Source organism: Paenibacillus oryzae (assembly GCF_001675045.1).
Classification (GTDB): domain Bacteria; phylum Bacillota; class Bacilli; order Paenibacillales; family Paenibacillaceae; genus Pristimantibacillus; species Pristimantibacillus oryzae.
This window is the reverse complement of record NZ_LYPA01000080.1, coordinates 213,293-233,005: the sequence shown is the minus strand read 5'-3', so window position 1 is coordinate 233,005 and position 19,713 is coordinate 213,293. Positions and strand designations below refer to the sequence as shown.

General features: G+C 49.6%; 16 protein-coding genes and 1 pseudogene. 9 read left to right on the top strand and 8 right to left on the bottom strand.

Annotation, left to right across the window (positions count from 1 at the left end; all coding sequences use genetic code 11):
• Nucleotides 1–191 precede the first annotated feature (191 nt).
• From A7K91_RS24995 to A7K91_RS24960, 7 genes and pseudogenes are all read right to left on the bottom strand, one after another.
• Entirely contained in the window at nt 192–1,490 is a 1,299-nt protein-coding gene (locus A7K91_RS24995; RefSeq protein WP_068687205.1) for a putative bifunctional diguanylate cyclase/phosphodiesterase, read from the bottom strand.
• Between the two features lie 257 nt (nt 1,491–1,747).
• Nucleotides 1,748–2,404: pseudogene (locus A7K91_RS27200) on the bottom strand (ABC-2 transporter permease).
• The gene (locus A7K91_RS24980) at nt 2,397–3,260 is read right to left on the bottom strand and encodes an ABC transporter ATP-binding protein (RefSeq protein ID WP_068687202.1); all 864 of its coding nucleotides are present in this window, start codon (nt 3,258–3,260) and stop codon (nt 2,397–2,399) included. The pseudogene A7K91_RS27200 and the gene A7K91_RS24980 overlap by 8 nt, the downstream one beginning before the upstream one ends.
• 5 nt (nt 3,261–3,265) lie before the next feature.
• Nucleotides 3,266–3,637, bottom strand: a complete 372-nt coding sequence (locus A7K91_RS24975) for a GntR family transcriptional regulator (protein ID WP_068687201.1) — start codon at nt 3,635–3,637, stop codon at nt 3,266–3,268.
• Between the two features lie 206 nt (nt 3,638–3,843).
• Nucleotides 3,844–4,563, bottom strand: a complete 720-nt coding sequence (locus A7K91_RS24970) for a response regulator transcription factor (RefSeq protein WP_068687200.1) — start codon at nt 4,561–4,563, stop codon at nt 3,844–3,846.
• Between the two features lie 102 nt (nt 4,564–4,665).
• Nucleotides 4,666–8,529: a response regulator gene (locus A7K91_RS24965; RefSeq protein WP_169833451.1), complete on the bottom strand. Its 3,864-nt coding sequence runs from the start codon at nt 8,527–8,529 to the stop codon at nt 4,666–4,668.
• Nucleotides 8,530–8,562: 33 nt separating this feature from the next.
• Nucleotides 8,563–10,002, bottom strand: a complete 1,440-nt coding sequence (locus A7K91_RS24960) for an HD-GYP domain-containing protein (protein ID WP_068687386.1) — start codon at nt 10,000–10,002, stop codon at nt 8,563–8,565.
• Between the two features lie 318 nt (nt 10,003–10,320).
• Between A7K91_RS24960 and A7K91_RS24955 the strand changes: the two genes are divergently transcribed.
• A complete protein-coding gene (locus A7K91_RS24955) occupies nt 10,321–11,520 on the top strand; it encodes a foldase protein PrsA (protein WP_068687198.1) in 1,200 nt (399 codons plus the stop codon).
• A 137-nt stretch (nt 11,521–11,657) separates the two neighbouring features.
• Nucleotides 11,658–12,539: an aldose epimerase family protein gene (locus A7K91_RS24950; protein WP_068687197.1), complete on the top strand. Its 882-nt coding sequence runs from the start codon at nt 11,658–11,660 to the stop codon at nt 12,537–12,539.
• A 177-nt stretch (nt 12,540–12,716) separates the two neighbouring features.
• Here the strand turns inward: A7K91_RS24950 and A7K91_RS24945 are convergent, their stop codons facing one another.
• Nucleotides 12,717–13,400, bottom strand: a complete 684-nt coding sequence (locus tag A7K91_RS24945) for a universal stress protein (RefSeq protein ID WP_068687196.1) — start codon at nt 13,398–13,400, stop codon at nt 12,717–12,719.
• A gap of 227 nt (nt 13,401–13,627) precedes the next feature.
• Here A7K91_RS24945 and A7K91_RS24940 point away from each other — a divergent pair, with 227 nt between their 5' ends.
• From A7K91_RS24940 to mnhG, 7 genes are read left to right on the top strand one after another with little or no spacing between them, the layout of a single operon-like run.
• Complete coding sequence (locus A7K91_RS24940; RefSeq protein WP_068687195.1) at nt 13,628–16,021, top strand: Na+/H+ antiporter subunit A; 2,394 nt, start codon at nt 13,628–13,630, stop codon at nt 16,019–16,021.
• Entirely contained in the window at nt 16,018–16,440 is a 423-nt protein-coding gene (locus A7K91_RS24935) for a Na(+)/H(+) antiporter subunit B (protein WP_068687194.1), read from the top strand. The genes A7K91_RS24940 and A7K91_RS24935 overlap by 4 nt, the downstream gene beginning before the upstream one ends.
• Before the next feature lies 1 nt (nt 16,441).
• The gene (locus A7K91_RS24930; RefSeq protein WP_068687193.1) at nt 16,442–16,780 is read left to right on the top strand and encodes a Na(+)/H(+) antiporter subunit C; all 339 of its coding nucleotides are present in this window, start codon (nt 16,442–16,444) and stop codon (nt 16,778–16,780) included.
• Nucleotides 16,773–18,248 carry a Na+/H+ antiporter subunit D gene (locus tag A7K91_RS24925; protein WP_068687192.1) on the top strand — a complete coding sequence of 492 codons (1,476 nt, stop codon included), beginning with the start codon at nt 16,773–16,775 and terminating at the stop codon, nt 18,246–18,248. Before A7K91_RS24930 ends, A7K91_RS24925 begins: the two co-directional genes overlap by 8 nt.
• A gap of 24 nt (nt 18,249–18,272) precedes the next feature.
• A complete protein-coding gene (locus tag A7K91_RS24920) occupies nt 18,273–18,749 on the top strand; it encodes a Na+/H+ antiporter subunit E (protein ID WP_068687191.1) in 477 nt (158 codons plus the stop codon).
• The gene (locus A7K91_RS24915; RefSeq protein ID WP_068687190.1) at nt 18,749–19,033 is read left to right on the top strand and encodes a Na(+)/H(+) antiporter subunit F1; all 285 of its coding nucleotides are present in this window, start codon (nt 18,749–18,751) and stop codon (nt 19,031–19,033) included. Before A7K91_RS24920 ends, A7K91_RS24915 begins: the two co-directional genes overlap by 1 nt.
• Complete coding sequence (gene mnhG / locus A7K91_RS24910) at nt 19,011–19,388, top strand: monovalent cation/H(+) antiporter subunit G (protein ID WP_068687189.1); 378 nt, start codon at nt 19,011–19,013, stop codon at nt 19,386–19,388. The genes A7K91_RS24915 and mnhG overlap by 23 nt, the downstream gene beginning before the upstream one ends.
• Nucleotides 19,389–19,713 lie beyond the last annotated feature (325 nt).

The following is a 19,713-nucleotide window of genomic DNA, read 5'->3' as shown; positions in this document are numbered from 1 at the left end:
CCCATGGTTATGTCTGTAGTCGCTTTGAACTATATACTCAACATATACCAGAAGGACTGTTGCAAATTTGTTGCAAATCTCGTCATAACACCCGACAATCCCCTATAAAGCGACAAAAATATCCCCAACAAAATAAAAAAGGCAGCCCCCTGGACCGGGCATGCCTGCTTTCCTATTCGTGTCTTTGCTCATCAAGCCTGTATACAAAATCCATTTTCAATGCGACTCTCGTGCTTAACCTCTAAGGGTGTAGGCTCACCGAGCAGATGGCCTTGCACAAAATGACAGCCCCACTCCTTGAGCAGCTGATACTGCGCTTCGTATTCCACGCCTTTGGCGATTACCTCCATACCCAGCTTGCGCGTCAGCTTAACGACAGATTCCACGATATGATACTCTGCGCCTAACAAATCAATCTGGCTCACAAAGTCCTTGTCTATTTTCAAGCATTGAAAAGGAAGCTGTCTCAGCGTATGATACGACGAATAACCTACGCCGAAATTGTCCAATGCAATCCGAACGCCTGCAGCCCGCAGACGGCTTAATACGGCTACGGCCAGCTCAAAGGAGCGGCAGACGACGCTTTCCGTAATTTCAAGCTCTAATGAAGCGGGGGGAATCTGAAATTCCGCCAGCGTGTTCAGCACTGTCGCTGCGAATCCCGGGCTCAGAAGCTGCACCGTAGAAATATTCAACGACATTACGAGCCCCTGATTTCCAGCATGGCTTAACACCCTGCACGCCTCGCGCAGCACCCATTCGCCGATTGGCACAATCAGCCCATTATGCTCCGCAACTGGAATAAATTCATGGGGGGAGATACTCCCCAACTGAGGATGATCCCATCGCAGCAGCGCCTCATACCCTCTGAGAACGCCGTCCTCCATGGCGACGATTGGCTGATAGAGAAGATGAAGCTGCCCCGTAGCCAAGGCCGGACGAATACCCGTCTCCAGCATCAGCTTCCGGTCAAGCTTGCTGGAATGTTCCGTATTGTAAAATAACGCTCTGTTTCCTCCATGCTCCTTCACCTGATACAACGCCGACTCCGCGCGGCAAAGCAGCTCCTCTCCGGACCTGCCGTCCTGCGGATACACGGTTGCACCGATGCTGGCGGTCAGATACAGCTCCTCGGCGCCGTCCTGCACTGGACGTTCCGCAGCATTTTTCAGCCTCTCGACCATGCTGAAGTGGTGAGAAGCCGATTCGTCCACCGGAACAATCGCCAAAAAGGTATTGCCTTCCATTCTTTTCATCACGGCTTGAGGAGATCCCGACATATGCGATGCCGTATCACGCAGCCGTTTGCTGGCAACGCTTAGCACAAAATTGCCAAATTCCGTACCTTTTGTTTCGTTCACCCGATAAAACCGATCCAAATCAATAAGCGCAATGAGCAACCGTTTTCCTGTGGCCTGATTGTGATTGATCGCAAGATTTAGCTTGACGCAAGCTCCCATACGACCAAGCGCATCAATGGCGCTTTCCATGGATTCCTGTTCCCCCTCCGATTTTCTTTTAAAAGGTCGTTTAAAAAGTACGCTTCCCATTACGAAAACCATACTTTGATCCACTCGCTTGTATGCCGCTCTATGTTGTATTAAGTCTATACTGTCATAAATCTATTAGAAAAATGCCGAAACCTTTTTTAGATGTTTGTTAGGTTATGCTAACTTTTCAAGAGAATCGACAAAAAACCTGCCCTGGCGATAAGCCGGGACAGGTTAACGTTAGTGAAAATTACGCTTTAAGCCAATTCTCTCCTTGAATAAAACGCGATCGAAGCCCAGATGGAAAGACCAAGAATAAGTATAACCGGAATCATAGCCAGCCAGGCGAACGCCAACAGAGATAATCCATTCACGAAAGGGAAGGTTTCCTTCAGCCAAACGGCTGCACCCTCATTGCCAGCCAGAGCCATTGTTCCAAAAAACAGCACAAAATAGATGAGTGAGCTTATGAACCGCGATTTTAGATAACCGTATTTAAACACAATAGGGAAATTGAAGGCATACATCAAGGTAACCACAATCAGCGCCATCAAAATAGAGGCAGGCGACCAATCACTGTCCTATATTAAGGAGCCAAACCCCGCTACCCGCATAACAGCGCCAATAATCCATTTTAGGGCAAATACGAATAGAGCAAGTAAATAAACCATGACATATTTACTCAACACGATAGTCGAGCGCTTTAGCGGCAGGCTGTTCAGCAAAACGCCGGCTTCGCTTTTCTCCTCCAGCCCAATGGAGTTAAAGGTAACGATATAAGTGACTACAAGCACCGCCATTAACAAGGTGGCTTCATCAAAAGGCGAAGAGGCGAGAAAAAAAATAATAAAAACTAAATAAATCATGCTGACCCGTTTTTGCAGGAGCAAATCCTTTTTTAACAAATTAAGCATGCAGCTCCCTCCTTGTATAAAAAAGCATGATTTCTTCCAGGTTCGGCTTTTCGATCAATACAGCATCCCCCAGCTCCCGTTTGACTCTAGCGCGGTCATCGACCAATGCTTCAAAGCCGTAGCTGTTTTTCTTCACGCCGATGCACAGCTCCTGAAGAAGCGGGAGCTGGCGCAAATCTCCCTTAACCACTCCGTATTGGTCCGCCAGCGCATCCTTCGGCTTGGTGAAGAGCAAGCTTCCGTTATGAAGCAACGTGATGTAGTCGGCGATTTTGTCCAAATCGGACGTAATATGGGTAGACAGCAAAATCGCTTTTTGCTCATCCTGCATCACCGTCATCAATATATCCAGCAATTCGCTCCGCACCAGCGGATCAAGCCCCGACGTCGGCTCATCCATAATTAACAGCTCGGCGTGATGGGACAACGCAATGGCCAGCGAAAACTTCATCTTCATCCCTTTGGACAGTTCCTTGATTTTTTTCTTAAGCGGCAATTGAAACTGCTTGACATAATGATCAAATTGACTGGAATCCCACTGGGTGTAAAAACGGCTGATAAACTTCATTGTATCGTGCAGGGACAAATCCTCGTAAAAATGCCCCTCATCAAACACAACGCCGATCTTGTCCTTGATCTTCTGCTCATGCCGGATATGATCCAATCCAAATATCTTTATATCTCCGCCATCTTTCCTTACAAGATTCATAATGGCGCGAATCGTTGTGCTTTTGCCCGCTCCGTTAGGCCCGATAAACCCCATAATGCTGCCCCGCTCCAGCCTTAGATCAAAGGGCTTCAGCTGGAATCCATCGTATGCTTTGCTCAGTCCTTTAATGTCCAGAATTGGCTCCATTCTCGTCACTCCTCATATAAGAGAGTCAACATCTCTTGCAGTTCCTTCAGGGTCAGGTCCATAAATTTGGCTCCACGCACAGCCTCCAGCAGCTTTTCCTCAATAATTTTGATTCGCGCTTCCCGGTACAGCTCGGGATTTGTTGCCGCAACGAAGGAGCCCTTACCCGCTACCGTCACAATAAATCCGCCTTGCTCCAGCTCATCATAAGCCCGTTTGGTTGTAATCACGCTAATCTGCAGTTCCTTGGCCAGGTTGCGAATAGAAGGAAGCGGCTCCTCGGGCTGAAGCTCACCTTTCATAATCGCCGTTTTGATCTGCTGTTCGATTTGCTCGTAGATGGGCGAATCAGACGTATTGGATAAAATGATTCTCAAGCCAATTGTCACCTTCTTCCGTGTATTCCGTTCATTCTGTATATTACCAATATATACAGTTATAACAGTGTTGTCAATAAAAGTCTGCTTTTCAGTACCAAGAAGATGGCTTGAAGCTAGAAATGGAGGAGACAAAAAGGACCCTGTCTCTCGTGGGAGAGACGGGTCCAATTGGCGTTTCCGCCGGCTGACAGCGCCGAATCACATTAAGTGACAGACTGGGCCGTATATTTATAGCCGAAGCCCCATACGGTTCGAATCAAACGAGGCTCCTTGGGATTTTGCTCGATTTTTTTCCGCAGGTTAACGATATGCACATCAATAGCACGATCCGTCACAAAAGAATCGAACCCCCGTATCGCATTTAACAGTTCTTCCCTGCTAAATACTTTTCCGGGATGAGTCAAAAACAGCTTCATCAACTCATATTCTGAAAAGGTTGTTTCTACCCATTGCCCGCGTACAAGCAGCAATCGGCGTTCGATATCAAGCTGGATATGCTCGTCCACGCTTTCCGGAACGGCGCTGGCCTCTGCTTTGGCGGCAGCCGTTTCGTTGTGCGTCACATTGGAACGGCGAATGAGGGCTTCAAGCCGCGCCGTAAGCTCATGCATGCTGAATGGCTTGCACAAATAATCATCCGCGCCCGTCTTTAATGCCTGTACACGCTCCGAAACTTCACTTTTCATGGAAAGAATCATAATAGGCACATTAGAGACGCTTCTGATTTCCTTGCAAACCTCAATTCCGTTCATATCGGGCAAAATCAGATCAAGCAGCACCAGATCGGGATGAAACTGATCGGCAAGCCGAAGTCCCTCCTCGCCGGCAAACGCCTGCTCGACAGAGTAGCCCTCCTCAGACAAATACATGGACAGCATATTGCTCATCATGACATCATCTTCAATAACTAACACTTTATACATTGGCGTCACCCTCTAAGAATTGAAGATTTCTGTCGGTATTGTGGAGTATAAGTTAACTATACCGCACACAAACGTCAGGAACAACCGAATGTTAGAAAATTGTTAGATTTTTTTGTCGAATTCTGTCTTTGCTGCCTTAAGACCGCCAAGCAACCGGTTCAGCTCGAATTCCAGTCTCTCCAGAGGCAGCAAATGCCCCGCAAAGCTTTCTCCCCCGCTTTCCTTAAGAAACGCTTCCGCCTCCGCCGTAGCGGCTACAAGCTCGCGCGCGGACAAATATCCCGCGGCTCCCTTAAGCGTATGCAGCATGCGCAGCACGGCAGATTCATCCTTCTGATCAATCATCATCCTTAGCCGGTTCATAAAGCTTTCGTAATCAATGCGGAACTGCTCCATCATATGCAGCAAAATAGGAAGCTTGCCATTGACGCGCTCCAGCGCGCTTTCACTATCCATACCGGCAACCAGGCCAAGTTTCCGCTCTGGCGCAACGCGGTCGCTTCCGCTCGGGAAGCGGCGGTCGGCGCTCTCCTTGTCCCCCGCACCCTCCTCGCTGACCGTTCCGGGCTCTAGCCAAAAATCCAGCATATCCTGAATCAATTTCACGGACAGCGGCTTTGTAATAACTCCATTCATGCCCAGCCTCAAATATTGCTCATGATCCTTTTTAACAACATTTGCCGTCACCGCGATAACGGGCAAATCCTTGAATTCGGGCCTGGAGCGAATGATTCGGACCGCTTCCGTCCCGTCCATAACCGGCATATGGATATCCATCAGGATCAAGTCCCAAGGCTCCCGCTCCAGCATATCCAGCGCCGCTTGCCCGTTCTCCGCTACGCTGACCTCGCAGCCGCATTCCTTCAGCAGCTCGATGGCCACCAGCTGATTGATTTTATTATCCTCCGCCAGCAGCACCTTGAACGGCTTGACATGCGAAGGAGCGGCTTGTTTCTCCGGCGCTGCGGGCAGCTGCGGCTGCTCCTTGCTTACTGGCGGCTGCTGCACCGCATCCTTTAATGTCCGCAGGAGGGAATAGCGGGTAGCCGGCTTGATTAGAATCGACAAGGGCCGATGTTCCTGCGGCAGCTGAATCAGCTCGTCCCGGCCAAAGGTTGTCGTATAAGCGATTACCGGAACGCCTGCTTCCTCCGCAATGCGATGCATCGAAAGCCAAGTATCCGTGCCATACATATCCGGCATCTCCATGTCGGCCATCAAAAATTGAGGTCTGGCTCCCTTGCCGCTCCGTCTTAACCGATCCATTGCGGTATGCCAGCTTCCGAAGGAAATAACGGCATAGCCGCTTTCCTCCAGCACGCCGGTCCAATGCTCCCGCATGGCATGATCGTCCTCCAGCAGCCAGATAGTCTGATCCTTACCGAGGCTTTCAGCCTCTTCATGGTCGGCGTAACGGTAAGGGTCCGCCGCAAACGTCAGCTCAAAGCTGAACAAGCTGCCTACTCCTTCATGGCTGGAGACTTCAAGGCTGCCGCCCATAAGCTCTACAAGATTTTTAGAGATGACCAGGCCCAATCCGGTCCCGCCAAATTTTCGGGTCGTGGAGCTGTCCGCTTGAGTAAAAGGCTTGAACAGGCGCTCGACCTGATCCTGGCTCATGCCGATGCCCGTATCCTCTATAAGGAAGGAAACCGTAATGTAATCCTCGGCTTCATCCGTCACATCCAGCTCCAGCTTCACATGCCCGTGATCGGTAAATTTGATCGCGTTCATGCAAAGATTCAGCAAAACCTGCTCCAGACGCATGGAATCGCCAATCAGCATAACAGGCAGACGTTTGGGCGTTTTGATCATCAGCTCAAACTGCTCCTTTCCCCCCAGAAAAACGCTGAGCTGATTGGCAAGCCGGCCAAGCAATTCATCCGGCTGGAAGGGAAAACGCTCCACCTCGATTTTTTCCGCCTCGATTTTGGAAAAATCGAGCACATCATTAATTATGCGCAGCAATGAATCGGAGGAAGCATGCATTTTGTCCAGGTAGTCTCTCTGGATATGAGACAAATTTGTTTTGCGCATCAGTCCCGTCAGTCCAATGATGCCGTTGAGCGGCGTACGGATTTCATGGCTCATCAGCGCCAGGAAGCGGCTTTTTGCCTTATTGGCTTCCTCGGCCTCAAGCGTCGCTCTAACCAGCTCCTCCTGAACCAGCTTTTGCTCCGAAACATCCCGCGCAATACAGGAATAGAAAAACTCCCCTGTTGCTTCCTCCTTATGAACAACAACAATGATGGATACAAACAGGGATTCGCCGTTTGTTTTACGGAGCTGAGTACCGCTTTCCCAATAACCCAGCTCCCTCGCCTGAGCCGCCCCCTTCAGCAGATGCTCGTACATCTGGCGTTCGAAATGCCGATGAACCTTTAACGGCTCTTTGCTCAGTTCAGTTACGCCCAGCATTTCCTTTCCGGCACGATTAATGTAAATGACCCTTCCGTGGTGATCAATAGAAGCGATGAGATCCTTTGCGGATTCGACGATATTTTGCAGACGGTCCCGCATCTTCTCCACATGCCGCCGGTCGGAAATATCGCGCACCATGATGACGACGCCGCTGAAGGAGCCGTTGCCGTCGCGCAGCCCGTTGGAGCTGATAAGCATTGGCGAGCGTTTGCCGTCTTTATGAATGAAGGTCCATTCCCGCTCATAGGAAAAGGACTGCTTGCGAAGCTCCTCGAACACGCCAATGCCGGGACGGATTTCCCGCCCAAGAAGCTCTGTCAGCTTGCGGGCCTCCAGCTCGATATCATCCATGTCCATAAAAATTAACGGGGTTGCGTGGCCGTACAGCTCCTGCGTCTTGTACCCCAGCATTTTTTCAGCCACCTGGTTCAGATACATAACCCGATATTGCTCGTTCAGCACAATAAAGCCGTATTGGTTCTGATTAACGATGGCGTTCAGCCTGTCGAACATCTCCTGCAGATGCTCCATCATCCCGTTGACGGAATGTCCCAGCATGCCGATTTCATCGCCTTGCGACGTATCCAGATGCTGCACCTTGAATTGTCCCGCCGCAGCCTTTTCCGTTACATGGAGAATGCTTTCCAGCCTTTTGATAATCCGTTCGAAATACAGAAAAAACAATACGCCAATAATCACTTCAGATAAAACGATCGTGGTCAGCGTGCGCCAAAAAATAGGCGATAACGCTTTCTCCAGATTGGAGATCGGCTCCAGCTGGGCCATGCGCCATGGCGTTCCCGCCACCTTGGCATAAAAAGCGGTATAACCGCCCGCCAACTCCGCCCGGCCCTGGTATGCCTTCAGCATCTCCGCCGAATCGGCCTCCAGCCTTGGGTTCCCCGCAATAGAGGAGCCTATGGCAAAGGTAGTATTGTTGCTGTACAAAACCTGCCCGTCGTCATTGTAAAAGATAAAAATAGAATTGGTGTCCGTCTGCGTAAAATAGCGGCTAAGCGATGTGGCGGGCAAGGATGCGTACATAACGCCGATGATTTCCGTTCCGACGCCGTATACAGGCGCGGCGATAAAAGCCTGCTCTACCAATGAGGCCGTAGGGCGATACGGGTCCGTAATGACGACTTTGCCGGACAACGCGTCCTTATAGAAGGGGGCCGACCTCATATTAATAGGCGGTCCGTCGCTTCGAACAGCCAGGCCGTTTTTGCCGATATAGCCGATGGCCTGGTACGCATAACCGCTGCGGTCCATCTCCCTGGAAAAATATTGGATTCTCTCCTCGGAGGTACCGAAACGGACCGCGCTTGTACGGCTCATAACAAGCACCTCCGCGCGGCGGATATCCAGCCAGGAGGAGATATTGCCCGCCTGACTGGACAGCTTGCTGCTGATCTTGTCGTTTTCTGTGGCCATAATCGTTTTTTTAACCGCCGTATAATTGCCGGCCCCCGCCAGCAGCAAAGGGATAAAAGAGATTAATACGATGAGAACCAGGCCCTTTGTTCTGAGCGATACTTTTTTCACCTTATGCTCCTCCTCCGTAGCCGGGGCTTTCATTTATGTATCTATTTTCATGTCGATGCCGCCGTGGCGCGCGCTGTGAAAGAAATCTCCCTGCTGGCGCACAAGCCGCTTCCAAGCCTTGATGCAATGAGGATCAAAATGCCGCCCGCTTCCCTTGACCAGAATGCTCATGGCTTCCTCATGCGTCATGGCGGATCGGTAGGATCGCGATGACGTCAAAGCGTCGTATACGTCCGCTACTGCCGCGATGCGGGCAACGAGCGGAATTTGTTCTCCCGCCAAGCCGTCGGGATATCCTTTGCCGTCCCATTTCTCGTGATGGGACCGGATAACGGCAAGCTCCTCCGGCATAAATCCAAGCTCCCTGCACAAATTATATCCGGAGACGGGATGCTGCTCGATCACGCTCCGTTCCTCTTCAGTCAGCTTTCCCGGCTTGTTGAGGATGACATCCGGCACGTCCAGCTTTCCGATATCGTGCACGATTCCGCCAATCGCCAGCGCTCTCAGCTTGGAAGCGGGAAGCCCCAATTCCTCGCCCAGCTTGATGGCATACATCGTCACTCGAAAATTGTGGCCGGCCGTATAGGCATCCTTCGCTTCCGTCATATGAATCAATTCTTTGACGCGCGGCGATATGTAGGTTTGAATCCAGTCTCTGGGATCTGCGCGAAACAAAAGCCGCAGACTGTCCGCAATCGAGCCTGTGCTCAAATATTGCTTGAAAATGCCCCCCACCATAACAATAACGGAGGCCAGCAGCAGGAAATGATAGAGCCACCAGCTAATCAGCCAGGTTTGGCCCGTCACCATAACCAATTGTGCAACCAGCATCCATCCCGTGCTATATACAATTGCGAGCTGAAGCGGGAAGCGGGATACCAGGTAGGTCTCAAGGTTTCGGATAATGGTTGCTGTGTTCATGATTACAATTACAGCGGTCGCTATCCATGCTTGTACGGTTTCATTTAAATAAGCCCCGTTCAACATTTCAGGTGTCATCCATAATTGCCAGGCCAGCACCAGCAAAATGACGCACCAGGCGGGGAGCAGCCATTTCTGCCATTCCGCCAGCTTGCGAATTAGCTTGTGATCTGCCGAAACGGAGCTGAGCCATAACCAGAAGGAGGCTAAAATAACGCTTAATTGGGCCGTGTTGCCCACTAGCTCGTAATGATGGATAAGTAAACCGGGCGTCGACAACCCGTGCAGAATAAACAAAGCGCCGAGAGACACATAGGCAAGCGATAGAAAGCTTACCTTAATATTGCGGATGCGAACAGCTACGACGCCAACCGCCATTGCAACGGCAACGGCCAGTGCGGCCACCAGGCTTACGATGTAAAAATGCTCATGCGGAGCTTTTACCTCAAGATCAAAGATAGAATACCGAAGTCCAAAGTACCCGAGAAGCGGCAGCAAAATCCACGCTGCCAACAAGCCATACATTCTGGCCTTTCCACTGCTGTTCATCTTTGTTTCCCCGGACGGACCGGTCATGTCTTAAGCCGCTCTAGGGCCTGTTTCGCCGCATTCTCGCTGCCTGTGGAGCTCTAAGACACGCCTTAAAGCGGGGCTGCCTCCCTTCTGCTTATCCTGCCGTTCTCCATGTCGCTCCAGAGTAAAGGAAGACGGATTACGTGTCGTATCTTGTCATTTTCCAACAATAGTATACCAATTCCTTACTAGAGTTGACATCTACCTCTCGTTTTTTTATTTCCGTTTAAGGTTTTTTTCTCGTTCTTTTGATATAGTAGTTGAAGATGGAAAATTGAAGGGAGTTTATTGGGAATGAACAATAATGAATCGCAGTCGAATTCCAAAAAACCGGAGCTAGACGACGCGAACAAGGATCAATACACATACGAAGGGGACGAGCAGGGGATAAACGAAGCCGTTACAGACGAACCTGCCGGAAATGAACAACACGCGGATACGACAGAAGCCGCAGAGAAAGAAACAAAGTCAGACGCCGCAGCGGCACCAGGCCACTATTCCGCAGCAGCAGTTGCAGCTCCCGCAGCAAGTAAGCGTAAAGGAAGCGCCGGCTGGATCGCGTTGTCCGCAGTGCTGGTTATTGCATTGATCGTTGTTTTAATCAAACCTCCATTTAACGGAATCAGCGGCGGAGCCGGAGGCGATTCAGTAGCTACTGTCAATGGCACGAAGATTACAAAGGATCAGCTGTACGATAAGCTTGTTGAAGCCAATGGAGAAGCAGTGCTTGACAGCATCATTCTTGAAGAGCTGGTAAACCAGGAGGCTAAGGCTGCCAATATTACCGTCTCCGATCAGGATGTAACCGACGAAATCAATGCGCTGAAGCTGAACTACGGAACCGACGAGGCATTTGACAGCCTGCTTTCGCAATACGGCATTACGATGGAAGATTTGCGCAAGGACATGGTTCTTAATGCAACCGTTCGCAAGGTGCTGGAGCCTAAAGTCAGTGTTACCGACGAGGAAGTCCAAACCTATTTTGATGAAAATAAAGCTACCTTGGGCGGAAACCAAGAGCAAGTCCGCGCCTCCCATATTCTTGTAGATACTAAAGATGAGGCCGAAGCTATTTTGGCCGATCTGAAGGCCGGAGCAGACTTTGCAGAAACGGCCAAGGCGAAATCGAAGGATACCAACTCCGGGGCAAATGGCGGAGACCTGGACTTCTTTAACCGCGCCGATATGGTAACCGAGTTTTCGGATGCTGCGTTCGCTCTTAAAGACGGCGAGTTGTCCGATATCGTTCAAAGCCAATACGGATTTCATATCATTAAAAGAACGGACCACAAAGAAGCCGTAGAGCCAAACTTTGAGGACAAAAAGTCCGCAATCCGCACCTACCTGGTAGGTCAAAAGGTTAGCGGTATCTCGCAAAGCTGGATTGATGAGCTTCGCACAAAAGCAAAAATCACCAATACACTGAAGCCGGAAGCTTCGGCTGACCCTGCTGACTCCAGCGAGCCATCACCTTCGGCTGAAGCCAAGGAATAAGCAGAAGACTATACAAGCAGACTAAACGGGGCCGATTGGCGTCGCCTGTCAAAGGCGCGCCGATCGGCCCGCTCTTTACCTGTTGGGACAGATAAGGCACAATAAAAGCAAACACGATAATGGAGGTTGCTTTCATCATGAGTCAATATGAAGTCAGAAGCTATGAGGATACATATCACATTTATGAATTGACTGACAGCGGCAGCAATTCCAGGGTTCTGGTATGCCCGGAACGCGGCGGCATCGTGATTGGCTGCACCCTGCAAGGGCGCGAGCTGTTTTATCTGGACAAGGCTACCTTCCTTGATCCCGCAGCCAACATTCGCGGAGGAAATCCCGTCTTGTTCCCTATATGCGGCCAGCTGGAGAATAAGGCGTATCAATGGAAGGGCAAAACCTACTCCATGGCCAATCACGGAGTAGCCCGCACCTCGTCATGGACGGTGGAGAAAACCTCCACGGAGGGCGGCGCTTCCATTACCCTTTCATTAACCAGCAACGAGGAGACGATGGCCTCTTATCCATTCCCGTTTCAGCTTGTGTTCACCTATACGCTGGCAGAGGGACAGCTCCATATTAAACAGTCGTACCGCAACACAGGCAGCGATGAGGAAATGCCGTTTTACGCCGGCTTCCATCCGTATTTCTCCATTGAAGGCGGCAAAGACATTCCCTATGCCACGGATGCTTCAGCCTATCTCGATTACAATGACAATATCCAGAAGCCCTATAGCGGCCATCTTGACCTGGAAGGGCTGGTGGAGTCCGTTGCCTTGTTGGACGCTGCGGCAAACGAGATTTCGTTTCCGGTTGCGCAAGGCGTGACCGTAAAGCTGATCTATGACTCCATATTCAAATATGTGGTTTTGTGGTCCGTGGAAGGAAAACCGTTTGTTTGCGTCGAGCCCTGGATGGCATTAACGGGAGAATTAAACAGGCAGGAGCATTTGGTAAAGCTGCAGCCGGGAGAAAAGCTGGAGGCCGTCTTGACCATCGGCTGCGAAATTTCATCGAAGTAATTCCGTAAATCATACCATGTGCGCCATACACACCATGACGGGGTATAGGGAGCCATGACAAAAGGCCAATATCGGGTTTTACACCCGGCATTGGCCTTTTTTGCGAATTTGTTAAGCTTTTATCCTTTGTTAAGCTGTTATCCTTGAATAAGCCTTAAGGCTTATTCAAGGATAGGGCTAATCCTTTTTAACAAATTCTTTGTTTGCATTCACATTATCGACCGACTTCATCTGGTCTTCCAGATCCTTAACGTAATCGTCGACAACCTGAACCTCGATCATGCAATTATTTTTCATAAATTTAAAGACGCCGTTATTAAAGTCGGTTCCCATTTCTTTATAAAAAATGCCCTCATGGACATCATTGGCGGTATGATTGAAGCAAAGGCGATATTCCGATTGATCCTCCTGAAGATAAGCGCGCACTCCTTTTTCATAGAAGCCCTCCCTGTTCTTCAGCTCGCGGGAAACGGATATAATGTGCAGATCAACAAATGGAATTTCGTTCAGCAGAATGTTAATGAAGGAGCCCTTAGTAATTTCCTTCCACCGGCTTTGGGCGGTCTGCCCCAATACCAGCTGGGTTATGTTGTTTTTCTTTGCAACATCGCCGATAACCTTGGCAATAGGACGGGTTTCATTATATTTGATAATAAAATCCTTCGCGCCATGCTCCTTGGCTAATTCCTTCCACTGCTCGATGTAATGCACCTTCTCGATGTCGAGCTCGTCTTCTGGAAGCGGGTCCACCGTCAGCACATAAAAAGGACAGTCCAGCATATTGGCAATCTTTCCGCCGCGGCGAATCAAACGTTCGCCGTTAGGGCCGTAGTAGACGCAAACAAGTATGCTTTCATCCATTCTACCGTTCTTCAATTTAAATATTCACCTCATCTAAACTTCTTGTGCAGAGCGGCTTTTTAGCTATGATGCCGCTTCCGACATTGAATACAGAGTACAATTTTTGTTTGGTTCTGTCAATGCGATTAGTGTATACTATTAATGGCATTGTCGTTCACTCGGGTTTGAATTGCGTACAGCCAATATGAACTCTGCACCAAACAAAGTACATATTAGGAGGTCACAAGTTGTCTTTACTGCATGTAGCTGTTTTATTGCCTTTCCTTTACACCATTCTTGTGCCGTTTTTCTTTAAGAAAATCGCCCGCGTTCATACGGGCTGGTTCGTCATCGTTGTCCCCCTTCTGCTGTTCGTTTATTTCCTGTCCCAATTCCCTATTCAGAACAGCCAAGCTCCCATTGTGCGGAGCGTTCCATGGATTCCTTCCGCAGGCATAGACTTTACGCTTCACCTTGACGGTCTGTCCCTGCTCTTTACACTCATCATTACCGGAATCGGCTGTCTGGTTGTGCTTTATTCCATCTATTATATGTCGATGAAGAGAGAAGCTCTTCACAACTTTTATGTTTATTTGCTTCTTTTTATGGGCGCCATGCTCGGCGTCGTTTTGTCAGACAATTTAATGGTGCTTTATGTATTCTGGGAAACAACAAGCGTGTCATCCTTCCTGCTTATCGCCTATTGGTACCAGCGCAAAAATTCCCGATACGGCGCGCAAAAGGCGATGCTGATTACCGTTTTTGGCGGTTTTGCAATGCTGCTGGGTTTCCTGATGCTGGGCTCCATGGCCGGCACCTTCAGCATTCGTGAAATTATCGGCATGCGGGACGTCGTCACGAGCCATTCCCTGTTTATTCCCGCCATGCTGCTTGTTTTGCTGGGAGCGTTCACCAAGTCGGCGCAGTTTCCGTTCCATATCTGGCTGCCGGACGCGATGGAGGCGCCAACGCCAATCAGCTCTTATCTCCATTCTGCTACCATGGTTAAGGCCGGCGTTTATCTCGTCGCCCGCGTTACCCCTATTTTCGGCGGAGATATGAACTGGTTCTGGATTATTACGATCGGCGGCACCGTCACCTTGTTCTGGGGAGCCTTTATGGCGATTCGTCAAACGGACTTGAAGGCGCTGCTTGCTTATTCCACGATCAGCCAGCTGGGATTGATCATGTCCCTGCTCGGCATCGGATCGCTTGCGTTAAATCCTTCTTATTCAGCGCAAATCGATTTGTTCACCGGCGCCATGCTGGCTGCCATCTTTCATTTGTTTAACCATTCTATTTTTAAAGGCTGTCTCTTTATGGTGGTGGGGATTCTTGACCATGAGACGGGTACGCGCGATATCCGAAAGCTGGGCGGCTTAATGAGCCTGATGCCGGTATCCTTTACGCTGACCGTTATCGGCGGGCTTTCCATGGCCGGGCTGCCTCCGTTCAGCGGATTCCTCAGTAAAGAAATGTTTTTTACCGGAGTATTGTCGGTATCCCGCACGTTGGATCAATGGACCGTCCTGCTGCCAATCGCTGCATGGATCGCCAGCATCTTTACCTTTGTCTACAGCATGATTCTGGTGTTCAAAACCTTTACGGGCAACTATCACCCCGACCGTTTGGACAAAAAGCCGCATGAGGCGCCGCTTGGCATGCTCATTTCGCCGGTTATCCTCGCCAGTCTTGTTGTGCTTGTGTTTTTTTTCCCAAATCTGGTGTCCTATTCGCTACTGGAACCAACGTTGCATTCCGTGTTTCCGAATCTGCTGGGACCCGGTGAAAGCTTTAGTGTCAAAATCAAAGCTTGGCACGGCCTCAATCTGGAGCTGTTCATGACGATAGGCATTGTTATTATCGGCACGCTCCTGTTCAGAACCTTCAAAAAGTGGATGGATATCTACTATAATTTGCCGCGCAAGCTGACCTTGAACAGCTTCTACGACAGAGGCTTGGCCGGGGCGGAAAATCTGTCCTCCCGCATCACCAGCTTCTACATGAATGGTTCGCTTCATAGCTACCTGAGCTATATGTTCGGATTTTTAATTTTTGTGGTTGGCGGCGCTTTTGTGCTTCAAGGAGCATTCGGAGCCAATCCGGCCGGGGCTTCGCCTATTACCTTGTATGAATATATACTGGCGGCTTCCATCGCTGTGCTTGCCGGCTTTGTTATTTTCGTCCAGACGCGTCTGACGGCCATTATAGCAGTAGGAGCGGTTGGCTACCTCGTTTCATTGATGCTCGTTATTTTCAGGGCGCCGGATCTGGCATTGACCCAGCTTGTTGTCGAAACGATTACAACTGCGTTATTCCTGCTTTGCTTCTATTTCCTGCCCAAGCTGAAATCGGAGACGGTCCGCATCCGTTTGCGGCTGGTCAATCTGCTGATTTCGATTGGCGTGGGGACTGTATTAACCTTGATCGGCATTTCTGCCCATAGCAGCAGCCAGTTCAAGCCTATCGCCACTTATTTTGAGGATGCCTACAAGCTCACTGGAGCAAAAAATATGGTTAATGCCATTCTTGTTGATTTCCGTGCCTTCGACACCATGCTGGAAAGCGTCGTGCTTTTCACGGCCGGCATCGGAGTGTACACCTTAATCAAGCTGCGCAAGTCAAGGAGGGGGAGCCGGTGAAATTTTCCAACGTCATTTTGCAGTCCGCAGCTAAAGTGCTTGTTTTTATCATCATGATTTATTCCATCTATATTCTGTTTGCCGGACATAATAATCCCGGCGGCGGTTTTATCGGCGGATTGATTACGGCCTCGGCCTTTACGTTGCTCTATCTGGCCTTTGATGTGGAGACAGTACGCGACATCATTCCGCTGGATTTCAAAATTGTTGGCGCAATCGGCGTCATGCTTGCCTTACTGACCGGTCTTGCCTCCGTTTTGTTGGGCGATAACTTTCTGTTTCAATATTACGAATACGTCAATTTGCCGCTTTTGGGCAAAACAGGGCTTGGCACCGCGTTTGTTTTTGATCTTGGCGTATATATGGCCGTAGTTGGTACAACGATGACGATAATACGTAGCATTAGCGAGGACGAATAGTATGGAAATAGTAATGACGATTATTGCTGGAACCTTGTTTACTTCCGGAGTTTATCTAATCCTGAGCAAAACGCTGCTTCGCATTATTTTGGGTTTGTCCCTGTTTACCCATGGCGTTCACATTATGCTGATGTCGATAAACGGTCTGAAGAAGGGGGCGGCGCCTCTTCTCGACGAGCAGGCCGCCAGCTATACCGATCCTGTTCCTCAGGCGCTTATTCTGACCTCGATTGTAATCAGCTTTTCGCTTACCGCGTTTTCTCTTGTGCTGGCTTACCGAACCTACAGGGAGCACGGGACAGACAACATAGAGAAATTAAGGGGACAAGACCATGAATAATTTAGTTGTATTGCCTTTGTTTATTCCTCTGTTCCTTGGCGTCAGCCTGTTTTTCTTCCGCACGAAATACCGTCTCCAGCAATGGATTGCCGGATTGGGCACGATTGCCACGATTATTATTTCATTCATTCTTATCGGCCAGGTGTCGAAAAGCGGCATTCAGGTGCTTCATATGGGCGGATGGGAAGCGCCTTACGGTATCCCGCTTGTTGCGGATATGATGGCCGCTATTCTGGTTACCGTCGCTTCTATCGTAACGCTTGCTTGCCTCATTTTTGCCTTTCATTTTATCGGCGAAGAGCGAAAAGGGCATTATGCATACCCGCTAATGATGATTTTGCTGTGCGGAGTCAACGGCTCCTTCCTGACCGGAGATATTTTTAATCTGTTTGTATTCTTCGAAGTGATGCTGCTGTCTTCCTATGTGCTGCTCAGCCTGGGAGGAGGACGCGTCCAGCTGAGGGAAACCGTCAAATATATCATTATTAACATCGTATCCTCCAGCTTGTTCGTCCTTGCAATCGGTTATTTGTATTCCATAACCGGTACGCTGAATATGGCCCATATCGCTCAGCGCATTGCAGAGCAAGGCCAGGATGGCTTGACGACAACCGTCAGCCTTCTGCTTATGATGGTATTTGGCCTCAAGGCGGGACTGTTTCTCTTTTTCTGGCTGCCCGGGTCCTACAGCGCCCCTCCGGCTCCAATCGCTGCATTGTTTGCAGCCCTGCTGACCAAGGTAGGCATTTATGCGATCATTCGCACCTTCACGCTGATCTTCCCCCATCAGCCGGAAATTACGCATACCATCCTGCTCTGGATGTCGGCATTAACGATGATATTAGGTGCGATCGGAGCCATTGCCTACTGGCGCATCAAGCAAATCCTGGCCTATAACGTCATTATATCTGTTGGTTTTATTCTGTTTGGCGTCGCCGTTGCAACCGAAGCGTCCTTAAACGGCGCCATTTATTACCTGGTACACGACATGATAGCCAAAGGATTAATCTTTATTCTTGGCGGCACCATTGTCCTTATTGCAGGCACCGACAAGCTTAGGGAAATTAGCGGTCTGGTGCGCTATCGCCCTATTTTGACCTGGCTATTCTTCATTTCGGCGCTTGCGCTTGCAGGCGTGCCTCCGCTGAGCGGCTTTATCGGCAAATTTATGATTCTGGAAGGCGGCGTAAATGAAGGCTATTACTTGATGGCGGGCATTAGCTTGCTAACCAGCCTGCTTGTGCTGTATTCCGTTATGAAAATATTCATCAACAGCTTCTGGGGCGAAACGCTGCTAAGCGAGGGCGAGCAGAAGTCCAGCGGCAGAGGGGTTTTGATTCCGGGTTTTATGTTAACCGCGCTGGTTGTTGGTCTTGGACTCGGCGCCGAAGCTGTGATGCCGTATATTAATCAAGCTGTCGAACCGCTGGTTAATCCGCAAATCTATATCGATGCCGTCTTTTCATAAGGCCCCGGAAGGATGTGATGTATAATGACGATGCAAATTTTGCTGAACCTGCTGGTCGCCATGATCTGGATGCTGCTGCATGACAAATGGAGCATGTTAACCTTTGTCATCGGTTTTATATTAGGCGCGTTTATTATCTTCTCCATGCGCCGGTTTTTTCCTACGCCGTTTTATGGACGCAAGCTATGGAGTCTTGCCAAGCTGGTCGGCCTGTTCTCCCTTGAGCTGTTTGTGTCAAGCGCCGTTGTTTCTTGGCAGATCATTAGACCTCGACTAAATATCGAACCCGGCATTTTCAAAATGAAAACGCGTATGCGCACGGAATGGGAGCTATCTATGCTGGCTAACCTGATGACGCTGACGCCTGGCTCTGTTGTGATGGAAATTGCACCGGATGAAGGCATCATGTACGTGCATGCGATGGATGTGCCAAGCATGAAAAAAAGCATTCTCCGCACAAGAGACCGTTTTGAAGATGCTATAATCGAGGTGATGCGCTAATGTTCCAGACACTGCTAATGACGTCACTCATTATGCTAACGATTTCGATAGCCATTGCCCTGTACCGGGTGGTAAAAGGCCCGTCGCTGCCCGACCGCATTTTGGCCCTTGATTCCATCGGATACAATATTATTGGTATCGTAGCTGTATTGTGCATAATGCTGGATTCCAGCTCTTATTTGGAGACAATACTCCTGATCGGCATTTTGGCCTTCCTGAGTACAGTCGCATTGTGCAAGTTTTTGGAAAGAGGTGTTGTGATTGAGCGGAAAAGAAATGATTGAAATCGTCGTTGTAGTCATGGTGCTTGCGGGGACAGTGCTTAGCCTTATCAGCTCGCTCGGCTTCCTTAGGCTGCCGGATGTTTATACACGCTCTCATGCCGCCACAAAAAGCATTACGTTAGGGATACTTTTTATTCTGCTGAGCACCTTTCTGTATTTCATGTTTGTTCACAATCAGGTTAGCGTCAGACTGCTTCTGGGTATCATCTTTGTATTCCTGACGGCGCCGGTCACCGGCCACTTGATCGCCAGATCGGCATACCGCTTTGGCGTAAAGCCAGCAGGGATAACAGACGAGCTTGCAGCCGACCTGGAACGCGAAAAGCGCAAAACCGCCGAAAGCAGCCAGGCTTAAGCTCGGCTGCGTTAGACAGGACAGCCTATGACCTGGCTACTGAGCTGTTGAGCTGCCGAGCTACTTAGTTGCTGGGCTACCGAGCTGTTGAGCTGCTGCTGAGCTACCGAGCTACTAATAAGCTACTAATGAGCTACAGAGTTACTTAGCTACTAAGCTACTGAGCTACTAATGAGCTACTAATGAGCTACAGAGTTACTTAGCTACTGAGCTACTAAGCTGCTACTGAGCTACAGAGTCACTTAGCTAACGATCTACTGAGCTGCTACTGAGCTACCGAGTTACTTAGCTACCGGTCTACAAAACTGGTTATTTTGTATGATTC